The sequence below is a fragment of the Myxococcus vastator genome (assembly GCF_010894475.1).
Classification (GTDB): domain Bacteria; phylum Myxococcota; class Myxococcia; order Myxococcales; family Myxococcaceae; genus Myxococcus; species Myxococcus vastator.
In genome coordinates, this window is sequence record NZ_JAAIYB010000741.1 from 1 (window position 1) to 2,384 (window position 2,384).

At 69.7% G+C, this 2,384-nt stretch carries 3 protein-coding genes; all 3 read right to left on the reverse strand.

The features are described from left to right. Positions 1 to 84: 84 nt before the first annotated feature. Genes tnpC through tnpA form a run of 3 tightly spaced genes read right to left on the reverse strand, consistent with a single transcriptional unit; the run spans position 85 to position 2,315 of the window. Entirely contained in the window at positions 85 to 1,584 is a 1,500-nt protein-coding gene (gene tnpC / locus G4D87_RS36760; protein WP_163787439.1) for an IS66 family transposase, read from the reverse strand. Positions 1,585 to 1,630: 46 nt separating this feature from the next. Continuing rightward, complete coding sequence (tnpB, locus tag G4D87_RS36765; RefSeq protein WP_163787440.1) at positions 1,631 to 1,975, reverse strand: IS66 family insertion sequence element accessory protein TnpB; 345 nt, start codon at positions 1,973 to 1,975, stop codon at positions 1,631 to 1,633. A gap of 25 nt (positions 1,976 to 2,000) precedes the next feature. Further along, on the reverse strand, positions 2,001 to 2,315 hold the full coding sequence (gene tnpA / locus G4D87_RS36770) for an IS66 family insertion sequence element accessory protein TnpA (RefSeq protein WP_163787441.1): 315 nt from the start codon (positions 2,313 to 2,315) through the stop codon (positions 2,001 to 2,003). Positions 2,316 to 2,384 lie beyond the last annotated feature (69 nt).

Genomic DNA, 2,384 nt, shown 5'->3' on the forward strand with positions numbered 1-2,384 from the left:
CGTAACCGTCCGGTGGACGTCGTGCCGGAGGACTTGATGACGGACGAGGACCGTGTTCGGCGAGCGCCGCGACGAGCGAGCTGTTCAGTGACTGAGCTGGAGGGGCGAATCGGGCGGGTCGGCGGCGCGTCGCCGCTTCCATTCGTGGGGTAGCAGCTCACCGATGCGCGAGTTGGGGTGTGTCTGCACGCGCAGCAGGACGTCCGCGAGGTATTCCTCGGGGTTGACGCCGTTGGCCTCGCAGGTAGCCACCAGTGCGTAGAGGCCCGCGAGGTTCTCTCCCGCGGCCTCGTGGCCGACGAAGAGAAAGTTTTTACGGCCCAGGGCCGCCTTTCTCAGCGCCGCCTCCGAGCGGTTGTTGTCAAGAGGAAGCCGCTCATTCTCCACGAAGCGCGTGAGGGCCTCCCACTGCTTGAGGGCGTAGGAGATGGCCTGGCCCAGTGGACTCTTGGGCGGGTGACGCGGTGCCTGGGCTTCAAGCCAGACGCGCAGCCTGGCGAGGACGGGGGCGCTGTGCACCTGGCGCAGCTCGCGGTGGGCCGCGGTGCGCACCACGTCCGCCTCTCGCGCCTGGGCCTCCACCCGGTAGAGTTCGAGGATGAAGTCCATCGCCTGTCGCGCTTCGGGCGCGGTGGCCAGCGCGTCGAAGAAGCGGCGACGCACATGGGCCCAGCAGCCGACGCGCACCCGGCCCTGCGGCAGCGTCACCGCGTTGTAGCCGGTGTACGCGTCCACCACGAGCGCGCCCGCGGTGCCACCCAGGACTTCCTTCGGCGTCTTGCTGGCCCGGCCCATGCTGAAGCGGTAGCCGATGAGCCACTCGCCCGCGTCATTCCGGGTGAGGAAAGTCCAGAGGTAGCCCAGACGAGTCTTCTTCACGTCCAGCACGCGCAGCGGCGTCTCGTCCGCCCACACCACGTCCGCTGAGGCAATGCATTGCAGGAGGTGCTGGGAGAGGGGCAGTAGCACCGAGGCGGCCTGGTGGAAGAGGTCCGTCAGGGTGCTGCGACTCATGGGCACGCCGCTTCGCTCCACCCGCTGGGCCAGCCGGTGCAGCGGCATGGCGTCCGCGCACTTCGACGTCACCACGTGGGCCAGGAAGCCGGGGCCGTACTCGCCCCTGTCCACCACCCTGGCTGGAGGCGGGGCAGTGACGACGCCCCGTCCGCACGTGCACGCCAGCACTTCCTGCACGTGCACCTGCTTCTCAAAGCGGGCGGGCACGTACTCGTACACCACTGAGGTGCGGCCCCTGCCCAGCGGCTTCAAATCCTCGTTGCCGCATGCCGGGCAGTGGCGCTCCTCAGTTGGGACTGCGTGGCGAATCTCTCTCGCCGGGGCCTCGTCGGCCTTCCGGGCCGCCCGCTGCTGACGCTTCTTTTTCGCGGCCTCGGCCTGGGCCGCCGTGTCTGCGCCGTCCCCTCGCAGTTCGGCGGTCACCGTCGGCAGCTTCTCCGTCCTGCGGCCGAAGACGTGGCGCTCCAGCGTCGCCATCTTCGCCTCCAGCGACGTCAGGCGCTCCTTGAGTTCCTCCGCCTCCTCGCGCCAGGGGCAGAAGTGGTCTTGAGGGAGCTCGCGCGGCACGTAGCCTCAACACGCCACGGCGCGGAGGCGTCCCGGGCCGGGCGCGTCAGGTGCCCGTGCGCCCGGGAGGCGCCCAGGCGGGCTGGCGCCTCACCTGGGCCACGTCGATGCCGTCCAGCAGCATCGCCAACTGCGTGGCGTCCAGGTGAACCACCTGCGCGCCCTCGTCCACCGGCGGCAGCCGGAAACGCCCCGTCTCCAGCCGCTTGTACAGCAGCACGAAGCCGCCCCGGCTCCACGTCAGCACCTTGATTCGGTCTCCCTTGCGCGAGACGAAGGCGAAGAGGTGGCCCGAGTAGACGTCCTCGCCCCACTCGGCGCGCACCAGCGCCATGAGTCCATCTATCGACTTGCGCATGTCCACGGGCGCGGTGGCCAGCACCACGCGCATCGAGGCTGGAAGGGCAAACACCGCCTCACCGCCCCAGCGCGGCGACGAGTCGGGCCACGTACCCCACGTCAGTGCCCATGGCAAAGCGCAGGCGAGCCCCGCCCTCCGTGACGACTTCGATGAGGGTGGTGCTCGGCTCCACGGGGGCCGTCACCTTGACTGGTAGCAGGCGGACCGGCTCGGCCTTCGCCGCCAGGTACCGGCGTCGCCGGTACACCCACGACTGCACCGTGCTCAGCCGCACGCCACGCTGCCGCGCGAACTCCACCTGCGTCAGTCCGCTGGCCTCGAAAGACTCCGCGACCTGGAACCACTCCTGCTTCTCCACCGACTTCGACATGCTCGCCAGCGTCCACGGCGGCGGCTCTCACCTCAACGCCTCTCAGCACGTCGTTGGCCGGACGCTTAC

What these genes read in the sequence shown, in the direction of transcription:
- tnpB (WP_163787440.1), bottom strand. Translation starts at nt 1,975, where the DNA reads ATGCGCGTGGTGCTGGCCACCGCGCCCGTGGACATGCGCAAGTCGATA.
- tnpA (WP_163787441.1), bottom strand. Translation starts at nt 2,315, where the DNA reads ATGTCGAAGTCGGTGGAGAAGCAGGAGTGGTTCCAGGTCGCGGAGTCT.